Origin of the sequence: Pseudoflavonifractor sp. An85 (genome assembly GCF_002161235.1) — a bacterium.
GTDB lineage: Bacteria > Bacillota > Clostridia > Oscillospirales > Oscillospiraceae > Enterenecus.
Map to the genome: position 1 here is coordinate 1 of NZ_NFHE01000041.1, position 16,877 is coordinate 16,877.

At 45.3% G+C, this 16,877-nt stretch carries 18 protein-coding genes; 6 read left to right on the plus strand and 12 right to left on the minus strand.

The features are described from left to right. Window positions 1-552: 552 nt before the first annotated feature. Window positions 553-1,413, minus strand: coding sequence for a 3'-5' exonuclease (locus B5G37_RS13020; protein ID WP_158099426.1), 861 nt, complete (start codon window positions 1,411-1,413; stop codon window positions 553-555). Between the two features lie 662 nt (window positions 1,414-2,075). On the opposite strand from B5G37_RS13020, the gene B5G37_RS13025 reads away from it, so the two are divergent. Continuing rightward, on the plus strand, window positions 2,076-3,233 hold the full coding sequence (locus B5G37_RS13025) for a site-specific integrase (protein WP_087258434.1): 1,158 nt from the start codon (window positions 2,076-2,078) through the stop codon (window positions 3,231-3,233). A gap of 138 nt (window positions 3,234-3,371) precedes the next feature. Here the strand turns inward: B5G37_RS13025 and B5G37_RS13030 are convergent, their stop codons facing one another. The 4 genes from B5G37_RS13030 to B5G37_RS13045 form a co-directional block, all read right to left on the minus strand. After that, window positions 3,372-3,845, minus strand: coding sequence for a hypothetical protein (locus tag B5G37_RS13030; RefSeq protein WP_087233533.1), 474 nt, complete (start codon window positions 3,843-3,845; stop codon window positions 3,372-3,374). A 618-nt stretch (window positions 3,846-4,463) separates the two neighbouring features. Beyond that, window positions 4,464-4,949, minus strand: coding sequence for a PIN domain-containing protein (locus B5G37_RS13035; protein WP_087258437.1), 486 nt, complete (start codon window positions 4,947-4,949; stop codon window positions 4,464-4,466). Beyond that, window positions 4,949-5,251, minus strand: a complete 303-nt coding sequence (locus B5G37_RS13040; protein ID WP_158099427.1) for an STAS-like domain-containing protein — start codon at window positions 5,249-5,251, stop codon at window positions 4,949-4,951. The genes B5G37_RS13035 and B5G37_RS13040 overlap by 1 nt, the downstream gene beginning before the upstream one ends. A gap of 13 nt (window positions 5,252-5,264) precedes the next feature. Continuing rightward, window positions 5,265-6,209, minus strand: a complete 945-nt coding sequence (locus B5G37_RS13045) for a hypothetical protein (RefSeq protein ID WP_087258443.1) — start codon at window positions 6,207-6,209, stop codon at window positions 5,265-5,267. A 735-nt stretch (window positions 6,210-6,944) separates the two neighbouring features. On the opposite strand from B5G37_RS13045, the gene B5G37_RS13050 reads away from it, so the two are divergent. The 5 genes from B5G37_RS13050 to B5G37_RS15050 all read left to right on the plus strand — a co-directional run bounded on the left by B5G37_RS13050 (window position 6,945) and on the right by B5G37_RS15050 (window position 11,049). Next, complete coding sequence (locus B5G37_RS13050; protein ID WP_087258445.1) at window positions 6,945-7,484, plus strand: GNAT family N-acetyltransferase; 540 nt, start codon at window positions 6,945-6,947, stop codon at window positions 7,482-7,484. Between the two features lie 37 nt (window positions 7,485-7,521). Further along, on the plus strand, window positions 7,522-8,091 hold the full coding sequence (locus B5G37_RS13055) for a DJ-1/PfpI family protein (protein ID WP_087258448.1): 570 nt from the start codon (window positions 7,522-7,524) through the stop codon (window positions 8,089-8,091). Window positions 8,092-8,253: 162 nt separating this feature from the next. Further along, a complete protein-coding gene (locus B5G37_RS13060; protein WP_087258451.1) occupies window positions 8,254-9,405 on the plus strand; it encodes a site-specific integrase in 1,152 nt (383 codons plus the stop codon). 208 nt (window positions 9,406-9,613) lie between these two features. After that, window positions 9,614-10,180: a sigma-70 family RNA polymerase sigma factor gene (locus tag B5G37_RS13065; RefSeq protein WP_087258454.1), complete on the plus strand. Its 567-nt coding sequence runs from the start codon at window positions 9,614-9,616 to the stop codon at window positions 10,178-10,180. Next, window positions 10,177-11,049, plus strand: coding sequence for a solute carrier organic anion transporter (locus tag B5G37_RS15050; RefSeq protein ID WP_143482952.1), 873 nt, complete (start codon window positions 10,177-10,179; stop codon window positions 11,047-11,049). Before B5G37_RS13065 ends, B5G37_RS15050 begins: the two co-directional genes overlap by 4 nt. Before the next feature lie 408 nt (window positions 11,050-11,457). Here the strand turns inward: B5G37_RS15050 and B5G37_RS13075 are convergent, their stop codons facing one another. The 7 genes from B5G37_RS13075 to B5G37_RS13105 form a co-directional block, all read right to left on the minus strand. After that, a complete protein-coding gene (locus tag B5G37_RS13075; protein ID WP_087233536.1) occupies window positions 11,458-11,790 on the minus strand; it encodes a HepT-like ribonuclease domain-containing protein in 333 nt (110 codons plus the stop codon). Beyond that, window positions 11,787-12,089, minus strand: coding sequence for a nucleotidyltransferase domain-containing protein (locus B5G37_RS13080; protein ID WP_242954931.1), 303 nt, complete (start codon window positions 12,087-12,089; stop codon window positions 11,787-11,789). Before B5G37_RS13080 ends, B5G37_RS13075 begins: the two co-directional genes overlap by 4 nt. A 241-nt stretch (window positions 12,090-12,330) precedes the next feature. Then, entirely contained in the window at window positions 12,331-13,002 is a 672-nt protein-coding gene (locus tag B5G37_RS13085; RefSeq protein ID WP_087258457.1) for an ABC transporter ATP-binding protein, read from the minus strand. A 1-nt stretch (window position 13,003) separates the two neighbouring features. Continuing rightward, the gene (locus tag B5G37_RS13090; RefSeq protein ID WP_087258460.1) at window positions 13,004-14,137 is read right to left on the minus strand and encodes a hypothetical protein; all 1,134 of its coding nucleotides are present in this window, start codon (window positions 14,135-14,137) and stop codon (window positions 13,004-13,006) included. A gap of 1 nt (window position 14,138) precedes the next feature. After that, window positions 14,139-14,969, minus strand: a complete 831-nt coding sequence (locus tag B5G37_RS13095; RefSeq protein ID WP_143482953.1) for a hypothetical protein — start codon at window positions 14,967-14,969, stop codon at window positions 14,139-14,141. A 164-nt stretch (window positions 14,970-15,133) separates the two neighbouring features. Next, window positions 15,134-15,922, minus strand: coding sequence for a hypothetical protein (locus tag B5G37_RS13100; RefSeq protein ID WP_242962891.1), 789 nt, complete (start codon window positions 15,920-15,922; stop codon window positions 15,134-15,136). A gap of 125 nt (window positions 15,923-16,047) precedes the next feature. Then, complete coding sequence (locus B5G37_RS13105; RefSeq protein ID WP_087258470.1) at window positions 16,048-16,548, minus strand: sigma-70 family RNA polymerase sigma factor; 501 nt, start codon at window positions 16,546-16,548, stop codon at window positions 16,048-16,050. Between the last annotated feature and the right edge of the window lie 329 nt (window positions 16,549-16,877).

The window sequence follows — 16,877 nt, forward strand, 5'->3', positions numbered from 1 at the left end:
GCTAAAACTTCTTCTTTGTCTGGACATAGTAATGAATCCTCTCTTTCGTATTGATTTTAGTATATCAGATTCATTAAAAATTGTCCGAAAAAGTGTCTTAATTTATGAGACCATTATATAAAATCCGGGAGAAATAAGTGAAAAGTGAAGAGTGAATAGGGAAAAAGGAAAACCCAGATGCTTTCGCATCTGGGTTTTATGGTTGCGGGGGCAGGATTTGAACCTACGACCTCCGGGTTATGAGCTGCGGATCGTTGGTGATTCTGGCTCCGTTGGGCGCTTTTTAGCCCTGTTTGCTGGGGTGCTGGATGCTGTTTGGCCCTGTGTGTTGCGTTGGCTCCGTACCGTCCAAACCCCGTATGGGTCAGGGTTTGGGTCAGGCGGAGATGGACTCGTCAAAGAAGACCTGAACCAGCTAGAGCTGAAGCTCTCGCACGGAAAAATGTCTAGGTTAAGTTCTGAAAAGTGATTTTACCGCATTGTAGGAGCAGTTTTAATGTCATCAATAAGATGGTAAAACGAAGTTTTAAGGCTTTTCGCGTTTCGCTGTAGTTACCTGTTTTGTTTTTCATCAACTAGACTCAAAAATAATTTTCCTGTTGCCAGTGCGTCAGAAGCAGCTCGATGTTGATAGGGAATTATGATATTATAGTAGTCACAAAGAGTTTCCAGCTTGTAATCTTCTACGTCATAGTCGCTCTCATAATCTGTTTCCCATATATCGTACTCTCGGTCATATTTTACTCTGGGTTTTTTCAGTAGCTTTTTTGCTTGCTCAAGTGTATCGAAGTATTTTCTTTTATCCCTTGTTATATAACTACCGGAATAATATAGAAATTTGAGGTCAAATTCCAAATTGTGGGCCACTAAGGGGCTGCTGCCGACAAAACTCTCGAATGCAGGGAAAACCTGAGAAATTGTAGGAGCATTAGAAACCATCTCATTTGTGATGTGATTTATGCTGGACACTTCGTCAGGAATATTCTTTCCTGGATTAACTAAAGTTTCGAATATTTCAATAGCAGAGCCATTAACAAAGCGAATTGCGGCAATTTCAACGATTCGGTCTCTAAATGGAGCAAGACCCGTTGTTTCTGTGTCGAACACAACGAATTCGTTGTATTTGCCTTTTGGAGTAATATTTGAGAAGGATACTTCCTCAAATCCTTTTTGTCGAACTCTTTTTTCATCGGAAATCACGATATTGTGATGTGGGAGGTTGTCTAGTTCCTGTTGTGCTTGGAATAATTTGCACTTCAAAAAATCTTCTCTTTTTTGTCGAATTTCCTCTTTCTTTCGCAGCTCTTCTTGCTGAGCGGACTCTTTTTTTGCAAGTTCACATTGCGAGCATAGCCCTTGGTTGTTTAGTTTCAAGAACAGACCTTTTCGACCACAGACAGCACACTTAGCCAAATTACATTCTCCTCTCAATTAATTCTGTCTGATCTGGATTATGTATAGGTCGCGGATTGGGTTAGGCGGAGACGGCCTCGTCACAAATAGAATACTAGGGGAGATATAGGCCGCATTGCCTGAAACCAGTGTACCATGACAGTGCCGTGTTTACAACTCAGGAGGCAGAGAAACTTTCACGCCCCATTTCCACTGTGAGCCGCTGTGTGGCCTCTTGGCGGATGGGGAGGGTAACCGCCCCAGCAAGGCCTCTCGCGGGGATTTTGGCCGATTTTCAGGGCAGAGAGCAGTCGACGAAAGAAAAGCAGGAGAAAGGAGAGGGGGCGTGACCGCCCCCTCTCCGGCCACAAATGCCCGCAGTGCGGGCATTTTCATAGGGGTCAAATAGGGCGTTGTAAACGAGAAAATCATGGCCAAAGGCTGGCGTGATTCCCTGTATCCTTAGAGCCGCAACAAATTTACAGGGGTTGTGGCTGGCTTGCAACATAGTAGCTCAGGATTTGCGCCACATAAACAAAGAAAAGGCACTTGCCAAAACTAGCACAGTGTTAACAATGAAAAGCTATGTTGCAAATTGATAACTTTCTCTTAACTCTGCCTGTGTCCCCTGGCTATTTCAGAATTCTGTGGTATGCTGTGTCGTTGCAAAGGAGGCGACACACATGGCAAAGAAACGAGCCAACGGTGAAGGCAGCATCCGCAAGCGAAAAGACGGACGCTGGGAAGGTCGATACACGGCAGGGCATGACCCGGAGACGGGGAAAGCCATCTACAAGAATGTGCTGGGCAGAAGTCAGGCAGAGGTCAAGGAGAAGCTGAAACAGGCCATTGAGGAAACCCAAGCTCTGGATGTGACCAAGGCGGGGAAGTACACAGTGGGGGAGTGGATGGAGGTATGGTTCCAGGACTATGCCAAGATCAAAGTTCGTCCCTCCTCCCACCAGACCTACCAGGGCTACATCCACAACCACATCAGGCCCAACATCGGAGAGATTCCGCTGGAAAAGCTCACTTCTCTGGACTTGCAGAAGTTCTACAAGAAACTGCTGGCCCAGGGCAGGGTAGACCGGCTGGAGGCCAAGGGGCAGCCCAAGGGCCTCAGCGCCAAGACGGTGCGGAACATCCATCAAATTCTATCTTCTGCCCTAAAGTTAGCCCAAGAGCAGAGACTGATCCTCACCAATCCAGCCGAGGGCTGCGCCCTGCCCCGTGTGGAACACCGGGAAATGAAGACCCTGACTACGGTGCAGCTGGCCTCCTTCTTCCGGGAGGCCAGGGAGAGCGGCGTGTTTGAGCTGTATTACCTGGAACTGGCCACAGGCCTGCGGCGAGGTGAATTGCTGGGGCTGAAATGGGAGGATATTGATTTGGAACGGGGTGACCTCCGGGTACGGCGGCAGGTCTCCCGCATCAACGGGGAAGTGGTGGAAGCGCCACTAAAAACCAAAAACGCTTACCGTATCCTGCCGCTGGCAGAGGATACGGTAAGCGTTCTGAAAGAACAGAGGAGAAAAGTGGGCAATAGCCCCTGGGTGTTCCCCTCCCCCAACGGCGGGCCGACCTCCCCGGACAGCGTGCTGCATATGCTCCACCGGGTGCTGAAACGGGCAGGACTGCCCAAGGTGCGGTTCCACGACTTGCGACACACCTTCGCTACCCTGGTGCTGCAAAACGGGGTGGACGTGAAAACCGTATCTGGAATGCTGGGCCACTTCTCGGCAGGATTCACCCTGGACACCTACGCCCATATCACCAGCGCAGCACAGAGACAGGCAGCGCAGACGATGGGGAGTGTGCTGGCGGGGACGATTGAGACGTGAACACTTCATATTTCCTTGCAAGTCTTTGGACGAGGAAAATTCCAAAATATATAGCAGTTTCTCGTAAAATATGTTTGGGTAGGGTGCAGATCGTCACTAGACATGGAAACCCCTGCCCGAACATAGCGATATAATTTCCTACTTATTTCCAAGCAGGGTGAGTTGCTGAGAAATTAGAAAAAACTCTCTGTCTCTGTCACTGTCAACGACATCTGGCGAGTACAGTGAAAGCGCTTTATGTCTTCCTCTAATGGTGTATTCAATGCTAATTTTGTCAATTTTAACTCCATATAATGAAATTTGTTCATAATGGGCATTAGAAACCGTGCTTTTATCTATCGTCTTTGTTCTTTTGTTAAATACAAAAACGATAGTTTCATCAAAGAAACATGCTTTTCCTGTATGAAAGATAAGGAAAGAAAAGGTTCCGTACACAGTTTTGAATAATATTGGTGCAAGAAAAGCCATAATGATGGCGGAAATGAGAATGAACAAGAATGGATTGATTGTGTCTCCCCAAAAGAAGTACTCAATAAAAGCTAAAATAAACCAAAGAGGAATTACCATGCATACTCGCAACGCTATATTTTGATGCTGAAACTCGATTTCCATCTCTGTGAGCACTTCCTTCTACTGCAAATTTTAATATAAACGAAATCTTAACATGTAACCACGACAATTTCTATACCAGAAAGAACATTTGGCGAGGGGTGACAGATCTTGTTGAGGCAGTCGAAGTGAAAACCTCCATATCTCCACCCCTAACCGCTCCAAACTCCCGTATGGGTCAGCGTTTGGGTCAAGCCTCTCTGTCGGCGCTTTGATGCCGACGAGAGAGGAAAAGCGCCACAAACCTAAACCACCGAAAAAGTCCTGGAATCCTGGTAAAGTTAGTGAATAGTGAAAAGTGAAGAGGTAAAAAGGAAATCCCAAATGCGAAAGCATCTGGGATTTATGGTTGCGGGGGCAGGATTTGAACCTACGACCTCCGGGTTATGAGCTGCGGATCGGGGGCCATTTTGGTTCTATTGGGGGCTTTTTAGCCCTTTTCTCTCGGAATGCGTATGCTGTTTGGCCCTGGGTGTTTCGTTGGCTCCGCATAGTCCAGAACCCGTATGGGTCAGGGTTTGGGTCACTATAAGTATCCTAGTGAATGATGATACATTTTCTGCTAGCTTGATGAGAATCTACAATTACCAATTCACTGAATGACTTTCCTCGAAATATAACTCAAAGAATGTGAATCTGAGGGGCGGCATCCAAATTTGCAAAATCGCCATCAAATGTGTAAAAATCGATTTTCTGTGCAATGCAATGCTGATAATAAAGATAATCGTTCATATCTACCAAATGAAGGCGGGCTAACACATCGTTTATTTGATACGGCTGCAACTCACATTTAGTCGACAGATGTGATATATCTGCCACTGCTTGAGCACATAGTGCCTTCGCGCTTGCAAAATCAGATGTGTTTCGATATTCTTTTAGATTTCCCACACCAGGTTTGGAAATTTTGTTATATTCACGCATTTTGACCTTCTGAATAGCAGAAATAACCTCTATAAGTTGTTCGTTGCATGTAACAATCTGCTCGTTTTGCTGCTGCACGTTCGCTAACAATTGTGATGCCTTTTGTGCTTGTGCCTGTTGAGTAGGATTGCTTGGCACCATGGTGCAACAGAGCTCAATCCATATGCAGGTGTCAAAAAAGACCATTAGTCAATCAAATCCTCTCGTTTCAATAAAGCTCCATCCTTAACCATTTTTATTTTCTGAATTGTATTTGCATTTGCGTTTATAATGGAGACTTTTTTCATAACGGAAGGACCTTTTTTTAAGATCAAATCCCCTATTACAGGGTTTAAAAATGCGGTGATTACAAAATCTACACCGGAAAAATCCAACTCAATTTTCTCGTGTTCATCGATAACAGTTAAGATTTGTTCCAAACACTGTCTTCCGTTCTCATAGGAAGTTGCTGTATCACCTTTCGTATAATCAGATATTTTCACAATCACCAAATGCTCCTCCTTATATGCTATCCAGGTCAATACAAACTAACTGCTTGTGTTGTGAGTCATATTTTAGAATACCTGTTGTCCTAAATAATTCTACCTTGAATGTTACACTTGTTCCTGGGAATAAACATCTATCTGCTTTACTGATTTCAGTATTTCCATGTTCTAATCGGTAATACGCATTACCTGAGAAAATAAATAGATCACCATCTACTGCTTTAATATAATTAATCAAAGTTGGCAACCCATATCCGCCAGAACCACCTCGGGTTGTATTGCCCGGTTCAATTGCCCAGCTAATACAACTGGCACTATCTAATTCTATGCCGTGTGTTCTCGCCAAATGCGCACCAACATTTCCGACAATTGTAGAACCATAATCAACGATATTAACATACAGAAAAAATTTTTCATTTTCATATACAACATCAAACATGAAATATGTTGTTTCTTGTTCGCTATGATTGATGGAATTAGAAAATATCTCCCCAATCGTAGTGGAGAGGAATTCTCTTACTTCTGTTTCGTTGATAGTCAGGCTTTTATCCACCATGGCCTTGGTTAATGAGTTAACAGGCTGTTGAATCTCGATGTCTCCTTGAAAGCTATACAGATTTAGTTCATCAGAAGATAATCTTTCCAAAAGATCAATCTCAAGATTGGTTTCTCCGCCTTTTTTGCGACGCACTGTGGATTGAATCGTTGATTCTAAAGCTGGGTTCCAAAAAGCTTTCTTTTTGCGCCTGACGTAATTCATAACATTATAAAGATAGGCTTTGCTAAGCTTATCGTAACCTATTTTCTCTTTACAGTGAAAAAAGACTTGCGAACACGGGGCGTTTTCTATGTAATACAACAGCTCAGCGGTTGCATTTAAAAAATCACAATTGAATTTGAGTTTATTAGGCAAGAAAACATATAGTTTCTGCTCTAAAGGCTGCAGAACATATTTAAACAATTTGTGATGACCCCCTTTTAGGCCCAAAATAATTATATGCTTTTTTTTAAAATGCGTCAACTACATCTACAAAATTAACGTATTTGTGCAGTATAACACTCGGTCTATAAATACACTGTTTGTATCAATAAATAGAGACTTTTATTTTACCGCAATATTGTGTTGCATTTATTTCAAGATTTTTGTTCTGTACTTGTTGTATGTAGATCCCCCTGAGAACAATAGGGCATAATATTAAAATTATGCGTATAGTGTATGGCGTAAAAAACGGTGGTACTAGCAATTCTACGATTGCTGGTCTTGTAACCCATTGTGAGCCGCTGTGTGCCCTCTTGGTGGATGGGGAAGGTAACTGCCCCAGCAGGGCTTCCGGGGCGAAGTTGGGCCGATTTTCGGGGCAGCGGAAAGCCGACGAAAGAAAAGCAGGAGAAAGGAGAGGGGGCGTGACCGCCCCCTCTCCGACCACAAATGCCCGCAGTGCGGGCATTTTCATAGGTGTCAAACAGGGCGTTGTAAACGAGAAAATAGTGGCCGAAGGCTGGCGTGATTCCCTGTATCCTTAGAGCCGCAACAAATTTACAGGGGTTGTGGCTGTTTCGTGGCTCAGGATTTGCGTTGCTAAACAAAGATAAAAGGCTCTTCTGCAGAGGAAGAGGAGCAGAACGAGGAGCAACTCTTGTCGGAAATGGGGGGCTTTGGTAGAATAAAAAGCAAGAAGTGTTTGGAGGGAACAATATGGCCAGGGCTGAAACCACAATTGTTTCGTTGGACGTAAACAAAATAAAGATTCGATTTGATGAAGTAGAAACCGCAATTGCCGTGATGCGAGAGGTTGCATCCTGGGGGCGAAAGCAGGGATTCCGGGTCTGGCCAGATGAATGGCTGACGCAGCAGGAGCTAATCACCTCCGATGCACAGCCGGAAAATTTCTGTGTTGGAGTGATTGACGGTGAGGTAGCCTGTTCGTTCATTCTACAATGGACAGATGCGGAATATTGGCCCAATGCACCGAAATATGAAGCTGCATACCTGCACAAATTTTGTGTGCGTCGAAAGTTTGCAGGGCTGGGTATGACAAAGTTGGTTACAGAAGCAATTCGGGAAGAATGTCGCCAGCGTGGCATCCAGTATATCCGCTTGGATACTGGACTGGACGAGAAGGTGGTTAGGAAGATTTACCTGAATGCTGGCTATAAAATTGTGGACATCATTGACTATCCCAATGGGGCATCTATGGCACTTTATGAAATGGAGGTCAATCAATGCCACATTTGAAGCGGTGTTAACAAGATTTTGGAGATGGGGGACACGTATGAAGAAAACGGCGGTATTGATTTATGACCAATTCTGCAATTTTGAAATTGCACCAGCGTTGGAAATGCTGGCTATTGCAGAAAAGCCTATTGCCATTTTTGCCAAATCACTTGTCCCTGTGCGAAGCGAAGAGGGGCTGATGGTCATGCCGGAAAGAAGCATGGACCAGTTGAACTTGGAAGAGTATGATAGCCTGCTTTTGCCAGGGGCCTTGGATATCAGAGACGTCATCGAGGACGAAGCAATCCTGTCTTTTATCAAGAAATTCGATGGTATGCCCATTGGTGCAATTTCCATTGCTCCTCTACTTCTGCTGAAGGCCGGTATGTTGGGGGGAAAGCCTTTCATGGCAGGCGTAAATCAAAAGGAATTAGCAGATGAGGGGTACACCAGTGAGGAACTGTCCTTGATGAAAGGATGGGACGATAACATCAGAGAGCCTATCCCAGAGGGATACATACGTTCAGGGAATATCATTACTTCTGTGTCCTATAACTTTATCAAGTGGGCACTGGGATTCGGTGAAATGTTGGGAATTAATCTGTCACCCAAAACATTTGGACTTTAACGGTACGAAAAAACATCATTTGCATGGATGATTGAAAATAGTACAGCGTTAACAAAGATCATGCACAGGACAAATTGTTACTATTCTGATAACTCTGCCTGTGTCCCCTGGCTATTTGAGATTTCCGTGGTATGCTGTGTCGTTACAAAGGAGGCGACACACATGGCTAAAAAACGAGCCAACGGCGAAGGCAGCATCCGCAAGCGAAAAGACGGACGCTGGGAAGGCCGATATACCGCAGGGCATGACCCGGAAACCGGGAAAGCCATCTATAAGAACGTGCTGGGCAAGACCCAGGCAGAGGTCAAAGAGAAGCTGAAACAGGCCATCGGAGAAGCCCAAGCGCTGGACATCACCAAGGCGGGGAAGTACACGGTGGGGGAGTGGATGGAGGTGTGGTTCCAGGACTATGCCAAGATCAAAGTCCGGCCCTCCTCCCATCAGACCTACCAGGGCTACATTCAAAACCACATCCGGCCCAACATCGGAGACATTCCGCTGGAAAAGCTCACTTCTCTGGACTTGCAGAAGTTCTACAAAAAGCTGCTGGCCCAGGGCAGGGTAGACCGGGTGGAAGCCAAGGGACAGCCCAAAGGTCTCAGCGCCAAGACGGTGCGGAATATCCACCAAATTCTATCCTCTGCCCTAAAGTTAGCCCAAGAGCAGCGTCTGATTCTCACCAATCCAGCCGAGGGCTGCGCCCTGCCCCGGGTGGAACACCAGGAGATGAAAACCCTGACCACGGTGCAGCTGGCCTCCTTTTTCCGGGAGGCCAGGGAGAGCGGCGTGTTTGAGCTGTACTATCTAGAGCTGGCCACAGGTCTGCGGCGGGGCGAATTGCTGGGGTTGAAATGGGAAGATATTGATTTGGAACGGGGTGACCTCCGGGTACGGCGGCAAGTCTCCCGGATCAACGGGGGAGTGGTGGAGGCTCCCCTGAAAACAAAGAACGCCTACCGTACTCTGCCACTGGCAGAGGATACGGTAAGCGTTCTGAGAGAACAGAGAAGAAAAGTGGGCAACAGCCCTTGGGTATTCCCGTCCTCCAATGGCGGGCCGATTTCCCCGGACAGTGTGTTGCATATGCTCCATCGGGTGCTGAAACGGGCAGGATTGCCCAAGGTGCGGTTCCACGACTTGCGCCACACCTTCGCCACCCTGGCATTGCAAAACGGGGTGGATGTGAAAACGGTGTCCGGAATGCTGGGCCACTTCTCCGCAGGCTTCACCCTGGACACCTATGCCCACATTACCAGTGCCGCCCAGAGACAGGCAGCGCAGATCATGGGGAGTGTGCTGGCGGGGACGATTTAGAACTGACTGCAAAAAAGTATAGAGAAATAAAGTAGAGCCACCAGAATTGCAAAATTCAGGTGGCTCTTGGTACAAAATGTGATTTGTCCACAGAGGCAGTGCCTGTTGACACAAAAGCTGTGGTATAATTTCTGCCGATACAATTTTGAAATTAATGTAGTATTCGCCGCTAAAATCGTAGTATATAAGTGAGGCTGGAAAGGAGGCGGTGAAATTAGTGGATGACGATAAAATCATAGAACTGTTTTTTGAACGGTCAGAGCAGGGAATACGGGAACTGGACAGGAAATACGGGAAAACTTGTTATGCTCTCTCGTACAATATTCTCAACAATAGGCAGGATGCAGAGGAATGTGTCAATGATGCCTATTTAGGCGCATGGAATGCCATTCCTCCGACAAAACCAAAACCTCTGTTGTCCTACATCGTTAAAATTGTTCGGAATATTTCATTGAAAACATACTGGGCCAAGAAAGCAACCAAGCGAGGCGGTCTCTATACGGTTGCCTTAGAAGAAATAGAAGCCTGCATTGCGGATTCCAAAAACGTAGAAGATGAAATGGAAGTTAAAGAACTTGCCAGAACCATTGAAAAATTTTTGGATACGATGACCCCGGAAAACCGTGTTATTTTCATGCGCCGCTATTGGTTTTCCGATAGCTATAAGGACATAGCCGAGTTTGTTGGACTTTCGGAGAAAAGTGTCTCCGTCCGGCTCAGTCGAATCCGCCAGAAGATGAAACAATATTTGATTGAAAGAGAGGTGTTTGCATGAATGCGAAAAAGTTTTCCGACGCTATGAGCGAGCTTGATACAAAATATGTGGATGAAGCCCTTAACTATAAGAAAAAAGCAAAAAAGCCTCGTTGGATTACATGGGGGGCCATGGCTGCTTGCATATGTTTGATCGCAGCAGGCATATTTACACTTCCCCACTTTATTGGCAACAATCCTCCTACGACCCCGCCCGTAGTGGAACCGGAAACTGCTTATGGATTTACGATGGAGGGGAGTGATGTTATCTATTTTCCGATTTCCTTTTCGCAACGTAGAGCATTTGGAATTGTAGATGAAAACGCAACAGGATTGACTGAGGAAAACACATATAAAATTACTGCTGACAATTTGGGAGACGTTATGGGTATTGTTGGTGATAGTCAGGAGGAAAGTATCGTAGGCAAAACGGTCTATCATTTCACCAAATTCCCAACCGATGACTCCATTTGCATTGTAGAAGTAAAGGGAACATATGAGTTTTATGTAAAAGAAGGGGTAAAAGGAACTGAGGAAACAAACAACATCATTGATGCCCCAGTCGATGAGGATACCTACCATGAGGTAGGACCCAACACTCCTGCTGAAGATGGAACAGAGCATGGTGATATGGAAACTTCTAATGGAACTATTACATTGGAATATATCACCGAATTACAAGCTAAAGTAAGCACAGCAATGAGCAATGGAGAGTTGCCATTTGTTTCTTCTTCTGCTGTGTACGAAAATCCGTATCGGCTTCATATTACGGTCTCTTCCAATGCGGAAGATGATCTGACAAAATTAAAAGCCTTCGATACCATAGGTGGAGCTTTGGAAATTGTATACGAAGCAAATCCCGTTTCCGTAGAGGATGTTGCAACAGAATAATATTACTCCGCAGGGGGCATCCGAGAAATCGACTGCTCCCTAACCGCTCCAAACTCCCGTATGGGTCACGGTTTGGGTCAAGCAAGTTTGGCGGGGATTATGCGGGGGAAAGAGGGGGAACCGCCAAAAGTTGAAACCACAAAAAAGTTCTGAAATCCTGGTAAAGTTAGTGAATAGTGAAGAGTGAATAGAGAAAAAGGAAACCCCAGATGCTTACGCATCTGGGATTTATGGTTGCGGGGGCAGGATTTGAACCTACGACCTCCGGGTTATGAGCTGCGGATCGTCAGTGATTTTGGCTCCGTTGGGGGCTTTTTAGCCCTGTTCGCTGGGGTGGGGGATGCTGTTTGGTCCTGTGTGTTTCGTTGGCGCCACACAGTCCAGAGCCCGTATGGGTCAGGGTTTGGGTCAAAGCTGTTTTAGCTCCTCCAGGAACTTTGGAAGGACATCATAGATAATGGCGCAGATGACCGTCCAGTTGGTGTCCTCGTAGTGGTGAACCAGCCGATGTCTCAGTCCGGCAATTTTCACCCACGGGATGGTGTTGTGTTCCTGTTTGAACTCGGCGGTCAGGTTGGCCACGTGTTCCCCGATGTTGTACAGGGGAGTTGTCACCGCCCATTGGATGGGCTCCTCGTGAAAGATTCGTTCGGGGGTAATGTTTTCCCGGCTGATGTAGTTCAGCAATTTCTCGGTGGTTTCCTGAATCTTGGTGATTCGTTGCTCGTCACTGTACTTCATGCGATTTGCACGCCCTCCCCCATAATGGTGTCATAGAAGGTGGAATCAGGATTGATTTCCCTAAGCTCAAACACATCAACGGGCTTGTTCAGTGTCATGTGTAGTTCCTCTGCAATGCACAGCACATCGGTAGGGTCGAAATTCTTACCACCAACAACGATCAAATCAATGTCCGAGGAAGCATCCGCCTCTTGTCGGGCGTAGGAGCCAAACAAGATGGCCCGCTCTGCATGATACTTTTTCAGCAAGGTCAATACCACCGCAGAAATCTCATTCAGGGAGTAAATTTGTTCAGACATACCTGCATACCTCCTTTTGTGGTCAGTGTGCTTCTAAAAATATTATACCATGGGGGTTGAAGAAATAAAAGCGGCATCATTTTCTGTAATCAGTGTACCATGGCAGTGCAGTGTTTACAACTTTGGTGGGCAGTGCTACTTTCCCGCCTCGTTGCCACCTGTAAGCCGCTATGTGGCTTCTTGGCGGATGGGGAGGGTAACCGTGTCCCAGCATGGCGAGACGTCTAACATCAGACCAGGGTTATATAATTTTCCCGTCACGCATGGAAACAATTCTATCGCATTGCTTTGCGACATCCATGTCATGGGTAACAATGATGACCATTTTGTTTTCCTCTTTGCAGAGACGCATGAGAATCGTCATGACATTTTCTTTATTGTCGGCATCTAAAGAGCCCGTTGGTTCATCGGCTAAGATGATAGGTTGATCACACACAATGGATCGGGCGATTGCTACGCGCTGCCGTTCGCCCCCAGAGAGTTTTCCGGCTTTTCTGCGAAGCTTATCCGAAATTCCCAGAGCTTCAGCCGCATGATAAATGCGCTTTCTGTGTTCAGAACGCCTGATTACTTTGTTGTAGAGTAGGGGCAGACGAATATTGCTGTAAACTGTTTCATCATCCAGCAGAGCAAAGTCTTGCACGACGTATCCAAATGTATGGTTTCGAAAAGCACTCTTTTTACGATCCCCCAATAGGGTGATGTCTTGTCCGTCAATTTGTAAGGAGCCCTCATCAGGCGGTAATATCATACCCAGCATATTGAGAAGCGTGGACTTGCCGGAACCGGATGGCCCCACAATGGCGACAGATTCGTTTCCTGAAACGGTAAAGTCAACGTGATCCACTGCTTTTACCGTGTAGTGATTGGTATGGTAGCTTTTGCAAATACTATGAGCTGTGATAGTCGGCATATCATTCCCTCCTTAATCCCTGTAAGAACAATGCTCGAAAGTGGCGATAGCAAACGCTGGTGATAGAGAACAGGATTATGAATACGGCGAGAAATGTCACAAAGAGATTTTGTGGGGTTGCGAGCTGGTTTACTGACATGATGAAGAGGACGCCTGCCAATGGGATGACGTGGTAGAGGAGCACAAATAGAAACATTCTGGCGAAAATAAAAGAAGATGGAGCGCCAAAAAGATGATGGGTTGCGTATTCTGAAAGTTTCCGTTTTAATACTCTGTAAATGTTGATGAGCATTGCGCCTAATAGTACGCAAGAGGCCATTAGGTAGAACAACAAGTAGGTCTGATGAGTTCTGACTCCGCTTTCTGTGGAACTTTTTAAAAAGTCAGATATGGTTTGTACAGTGACGTACTCACCTGTACTTTGGGTGATGACATTGCGCATACGAGTGATATCTTGGCTGGTAGGAGCCTGGAAGATCAGGCGATTTGCATATGGATTTCCTTGTAGTTCCGTATATTGAGAGGATGGGAAAATCTCCTTGATTGCATGGAAGTCACGAGAAAAAACAAAAAGGGTATTTTTCAACATTCCAGAACTGGCGTTCATATAAAACAAAGGATGATATACCTCCATGTCAGCGGGGGCGATATACAGTGGATATTCAATTCCGTTAAATTCAATTGTGTGTGGAGCGAACTCTTTTTTGTCATACGAAACGGCAAATGTAACAGCATCTGATGAATTTCTGGTAAATGAAGTTAAATCTGCATACACACCCAGCAGGAGAATAACTTGCTGATAGCCACAGCGGCCAGGCATGATCACATAGGTACCTGCATTGCCCTGCTCTGAAAATACGTCAAGATAATACTCGTCCAAGGTTTCTGCTTGTTTCGGGTTGAAGAAAAGGCTTTCTAATTTCGGGGCTGTATTGTACGTTGTACTTCTTAGTTGTGTCAGTGTAATGTTATTTTCTGTGAATCTACGAATCGCGGAGTCTTGTGAGGCCACAAGGCTATAACTCAAACCAATTAGGATAAATACCATAAGTACGATCGCAGTCAAGAAACCATAGAAAACCACCCAGCCCAACTCTTTGGTAAGATCTGAAAATACTTGTTTGAGAAGTTTCATGTTACGCGCCTCGCTTTCTGAACTGCCGTAGGAGTCGGAAATATCCAATGCCATTGACCAATATGGTCAAAACACAGGATAGGATCAGTGCCCCAATGAAGATGCGACGCAAATCGGTGATGGAAAGATAGGTCAAACCACGGTACAAGATTGCAGAAAACAGCAGTGCAGAGATGAGGATCATGCCCAAGGACAGCGTGAGAATTCCAGCCAGAATTCCCTTTTTGGATAAACCAAATAGATGATGCACCCATAGTCTGTGCGCATTGTCCCTATATGACATAAGAATACCGTAGACAAAGCAGAACATGAGTCCCCCCAGTGCCAGAAGAACTGCCTGAGATAGAATGCTGTCGGTGATGAGGCGTAGCAGCAACTGGCCCAATGACAAAGTGTTGGCCTGACGAGTAGAGACCACAGAGTATCCATTTGATTCAAAGAGTTCAATGAGCGATTGTATATCGGTTGCATCTGTAAAATACATGCCCGACACAACCGAAGAAATGGATAGCGGATAGAGAAAATCTACATGATTTAGAATGGGGGGCAGCGCAGTGGTGTCATACGTGCCCTTGATTTCTAAGCCGGCACTCCCGGGCAAAAAGATATTATTTTGTACGTATGCGGCCTGAATGTCAGGGTCGTCGGCAATATAAATTCCGTCTTCCGTATTTGAAAGGGTGCTAATATGGAGAAATTGATTGGCCCAATCAGAATAACCACAGAATCCACAGCCAGCCAGAAGGCCGCTCTTAAATAGGATGGTTGCGTTGTTTTTTTCGGCCCATTGTTCGATGTTTTGCAAGAGCTGCACATCGCTTACGGATGTCACTGAGCTATTCTCCAATGACTCTGAGCTGCTCATGACCTGCAAGGTGTCCAAGGATCCTGTAGGACTGTATAAGTAATCCGAGTATATAATGGACAGGCCAAGGCCAATGGCGGAAAGAATGAGTAGAGAACATATCAAGGTGATACAGTTTTTCCTCTTCATTTTCAACCCTCCATTTCACGAATTTCCTTTCTGAGTTGGTGTGTGTCAAGGATTAGAAGCAAGGCGCAAAACAGCAGTGTTGCAATGAGAATGATGAGGGAGAAATCACGCTGCTCAGAATAACTGGAAGCGTTAAATCCCATGACGAAAACATGGCCGACCATATAAGAAAAGGGGAGAAGCAGCAGTTTTTTGAGCCAGAGTTTGGCACAGTCATTTCTTTTGAACACAAGTAAAATAACGCCAAACACCACAAATAAAGCAGCAGACAAAAGGAAAAGGTACCAAAGAGACAATCCTGGCAAGGAAATCAAACCGCCAGAAGATGAATTGTGAGAGCCGTAGAGCAGGATGTTTTCTGCGGACTTTCCGGATTGACTGTGATTTTGTATATAATAAACGGAGAAGGGGTTTTCATCGTTGGATCCAATGACAACGGCCTGTGTGCCACGGTCTTGAAACAGGTTATCCCAAGTAGTCGTCCACACTTCCAGACTATATACGGTAGAGTCATCGTTCTCCGATGGGGTTTCATACAAGGTATACCCAGTCACCTTTTCGTCGAATAGAATGGTTATACTGCCATCTCTGCTCTCTTCAATGGATAAGAGATTTGATGTAAAGGGGAAGTATTTAGGGGCGGTTAGATAAGCAAACAGGGAAATTGCAAGGGATAAAACTAGGGCAACGGAAAGGATGATGCTCTGAAATTTCTTTCGAAATAGTTTCTTTTTCAAGTTGATGAGGGGAGATATGTCGGTTTGTAGGGATGGTATCATGGGCATGTTCATGCACTCCATCTCTTTGCGGCACTCTGGACAGTGTTCGAGATGTTCCTGAACAAATGCTGTGGTATCCTCACTTAGCATTTCCTCAATATATAGGGGGAGAAGATCCTTAACAACACTACAAAACTTCACCTTTGACCACGCTCCATTCTTTTTCGAATCGTTGTCTTTGCTCGATGATACGTAACACAAGCCCAGTTCTCTGATTTGTTGAATAATGAGCCAATTTCCTTAAAACTGAGATCGCCGAGCACTCTCCACATAAAGACCTCTTTGTAGGGGAAATGAAGTGAATGAGATATTTTTTGTATGCGGTGAGCACTTTCCTGCCGTATAACTTGTTCATCCAGAGGAAGTTCTTCCGAGGGGTATGTTTCCAGGCCTTCAGCATTGACACACAGTGCTTTGTTTTGCCGCTTTCGATATGAGTAATAGCAGTTTTTAGCAATTTGAAACAGCCAAACCCGCACATCACAGTCACCCCGGAAGTGATCTAAGGAGCGCATGGCCTTGAAAAAGGTTTCGCTTGTAATGTCTTCGGCAATGGTCTCGTCTCCACCGGACAATTGACGAATATATTGGAATACAGAATTGAAGTATTTCAGATAAATTTCTTCTATTTCGGGCATATCATGGCCCCCTTCCTGTGCGAGGGTACTTTGTTTGCTGTATTTGTAAGCAGGCTGCCTTATTATTATCGCTCTATATATAAGACTGTCAAATCAGAAAAACCTTACAGATATTTTTTGTAGGGAGAGGATTTGTGTGAGTACGCACTAGGCAAGCACATTGTCCGCAAGCTGGCCCGATTTCATATTGAATTTAAAGGCATCCGATGAATATAATGGTCTCATAAATTAAGACACTTTTTCGGACAATTTTTAATGAATCTGATATACTAAAATCAATACGAAAGAGAGGATTCATTACTATGTCCAGACAAAGAAGAAGTTTTAGC